The organism is Nonomuraea sp. NPDC001684, assembly GCF_053596515.1.
On the sequence record NZ_JBSFGJ010000738.1, the window covers coordinates 1 to 2,835 of the forward strand.

Consider the following 2,835-nt stretch of genomic DNA (forward strand, 5'->3'; position numbering starts at 1 on the left):
GTGATCAACGACACCTACACCCTGGCCTACACCTGGGACGGCGACGACAACGTGCGCTGGCAGGTGGTCGAGCCGGGCAAGATGGTCGGCGACCTGCGCGGAAGTTACCAGCTCGCCGAGACGGGCAGTGGCACCGACGTGACGTACGAGCTCACCGTCGACCTCACGGTGCCCATGATCGGGATGATCAAGCGCAAGGCCGAGAAGGTGATCGTGGACACCGCGCTCAAGGGGCTGAAGAAGCGCGTCGAGGGCCGTACCCGGTGAGCCCCCGGGTCCTGCTCTTCACCGGCAAGGGCGGCGTGGGCAAGACCACCGCCGCCGCCGCGACCGCCACGCTGGCCGCCGAACGCGGGCTCAAGACGCTGATCGTCTCCACCGACACCGCCCACTCGCTGGCCGACGCGCTCGCCGTCGAGCCCGGCGAGATCGCGCCGGGCCTCCACCTGCACCAGGTCGACACGCAGAAGACCCTGGAGCGCCACTGGGGCGACCTGCAGCACTACGCCAGGGGCGTGCTCACCGAGCTCGGCCTCGACGAGATCACCTCCGAGGAGATCACTGTCCTGCCCGGCGCCGAGGAGGTCATCGCCCTGCTCGAACTGCGCGAGCACGCCCGCCACGGCGCCTGGGACGTCATCGTCATCGACTGCGCCCCCACCGCCGAGACGCTGCGGCTGCTGGCCCTGCCCGAGGCGCTCGACTGGCACGTCACCAGGCTCATGCCGGTCGGCCGCAAGCTGGTCAAGGTCGTCTCGCCGTTCATGCGCAGCGTGGCCCGGGTCAGCGCGCCGGGCGACGACGTCATGAACGCCGCCGAGCGGTTCCACCGCGGGCTGATGGAGGTGCGCGAGCTGCTCACCGGCGACAGCGCGTCCGTGCGGCTCGTGCTCACCCCCGAGGCCGTGGTGCTCGCCGAGGCCAGGCGCACCCTCACCTCGCTCAACCTGTACGGCTACCGCGTCGACGCCGTCATCGCCAACCGCGTCTTCCCGGCCGGCGGCGCCGACGAGTGGCGGGCCAACTGGGTGAGCGCCCAGGCCAGGCTGCTGGCCGAGGCCGAGGAGTCGTTCGCGCCGCTGCCCGTCCACACCGTTCCCTACCTGCCCGCCGAGCCGGTGGGTCGGCGCGCGCTGGCCGAGGTGGGCGCCTCCGTCTACGGGGACACCGACCCGTTCGCGGCGCCCGCCGTCGAGCCGCCGCTGCGGCTCAGCGCCGACGAGCTGACGCTCGCCCTCCCAGGGGCCGACCATGACGACGTCGACCTGGCCCGCAAGGGCGACGAGCTCATCATCACCGCCGGCCCGTACCGCAGGATCCTGGCGCTGCCCGCGGCGCTGGCCCGCAGGAAGATCGGCTCCGCCGTGCTCCGCGACGGCGCGCTGAGAATACGGTTCAGTGTGGGGAGCGAATCCGGCTCCGAATGAGTTGAGCAGGATGAGCGAACCATACGCAGGGAGGGCCAGATGACCGAGAACAACGACAGAGACCCCATCGGCACCGTGGCCGACGAGGCGCGCAAGCTGTTCGAGACGATCCAGGGGCGCGCCACGCGCCAGGTCGGCAAGACCGTCTACAACTCCTTCACGGGCGGCGGCGCCCGCAAGGAGCGGGACGTGTGGAGCGAGGCGGTGTCCGAGCCCCACGACGAGTACATCTGCCGCGCCTGCCCGGTGTGCCGGGCGATCGCGGCGCAGCGGGAGTCGGGCTCCGACGTGACCGGCCACCTGGTGGCCGCGGGCGGCGAGCTGTTCGCCGCGGTGCGCGGGGCGTTCGACGCGCTGAGCAGGCCCGCCCCCCGCGGGCCGCGCGACACCCGTGACCGCGATCGCGGCGACGTGGAACACATAGATCTGGGATAGGGAGACACGCGGCATGCTCACGATCGGTGTCGACATCGGCGGTACCAAGGTCGCCGCGGGCGTGGTCGACGACAACGGCGAGATCGTCGAACACACGCTCAGGCCGACCGCGGCCGACCGGCCCGACGTGGTCGCCGACACGGTCGCGGACGTCGTCCGCGAGCTGTCGCAGGGCAGGGACGTCGAGGCGGTAGGCGTCGGCGCGGCCGGGTTCGTCGACGAGACCCGCTCGATCGTGCGCTTCGCCCCCAACCTCGCCTGGCGCGAGGAGCCGCTGCAGAAGAAGATCGGCGACCTGGTCGGCCTGCCCGTCGTGATCGAGAACGACGCCAACGCCATGGCCTGGGGCGAGACCAGGTTCGGCGCCGGGCGCGGCCAGTCCCACGTGGTCTGCCTGACGCTCGGTACCGGCATCGGCGGCGGCATCGTCATCGACGGCGCCCTCTACCGCGGCCGCTGGGGCATGGGCGCCGAGCTCGGCCACATGCAGGTCGTGCCCGACGGACGGGTGTGCGGCTGCGGCAACATCGGCTGCTGGGAGCAGTACGCCAGCGGCCAGGCCCTGGTCAAGGAGGCCAGGGAGATCGCCGCCCGGCAGCCCGACCGCGCCGAGATCCTGCTCGGCCTGGCCGGCGGCCGGATCGAGGGCGAAGAGGTGACCGAGGCCGCCCGGCTGGGCGACAAGGCCTCGCTGGCCGCCTTCCGCAGCCTGGCCGACTGGCTCGGGCAGGGCATGGCCGACCTGGCCGCCGTGCTCGACCCCGGCTGCTTCATCGTCGGCGGCGGCGTCTCCCGGGCCGCCGACCTGTTCCTCGACGAGGCCCGCGAGGTGTTCGCCAGGCAGCTCACCGGCCACGGCCACCGGCCGCTCGCCGACATCCGGCTGGCCGAGCTGGGCGCGTCCGCGGGGGTGGTCGGGGCCGCCGACCTGGCCAGGCGGCGCTAGCGCGTGCCGGCCGTGGTTCCCCCGTCC

At 72.8% G+C, this 2,835-nt stretch carries 4 protein-coding genes; all 4 read left to right on the forward strand.

The features are described 5' to 3' along the window. A partial coding sequence (locus tag ACWCSD_RS50945; protein WP_449926836.1) for a DUF2505 family protein occupies window positions 1-267 on the forward strand: 267 nt, incomplete at its 5' end. Then, window positions 264-1,427 (forward strand): ArsA family ATPase, encoded by a 1,164-nt coding sequence (locus ACWCSD_RS50950; RefSeq protein WP_358294108.1) that lies wholly within the window; start codon window positions 264-266, stop codon window positions 1,425-1,427. The genes ACWCSD_RS50945 and ACWCSD_RS50950, both read left to right, overlap by 4 nt. Before the next feature lie 39 nt (window positions 1,428-1,466). Then, window positions 1,467-1,862 carry a DUF5304 family protein gene (locus ACWCSD_RS50955; protein WP_357967786.1) on the forward strand — a complete coding sequence of 132 codons (396 nt, stop codon included), beginning with the start codon at window positions 1,467-1,469 and terminating at the stop codon, window positions 1,860-1,862. 13 nt (window positions 1,863-1,875) lie between these two features. Beyond that, on the forward strand, window positions 1,876-2,808 hold the full coding sequence (locus tag ACWCSD_RS50960) for an ROK family glucokinase (protein WP_364331702.1): 933 nt from the start codon (window positions 1,876-1,878) through the stop codon (window positions 2,806-2,808). Window positions 2,809-2,835: the final 27 nt, after the last annotated feature.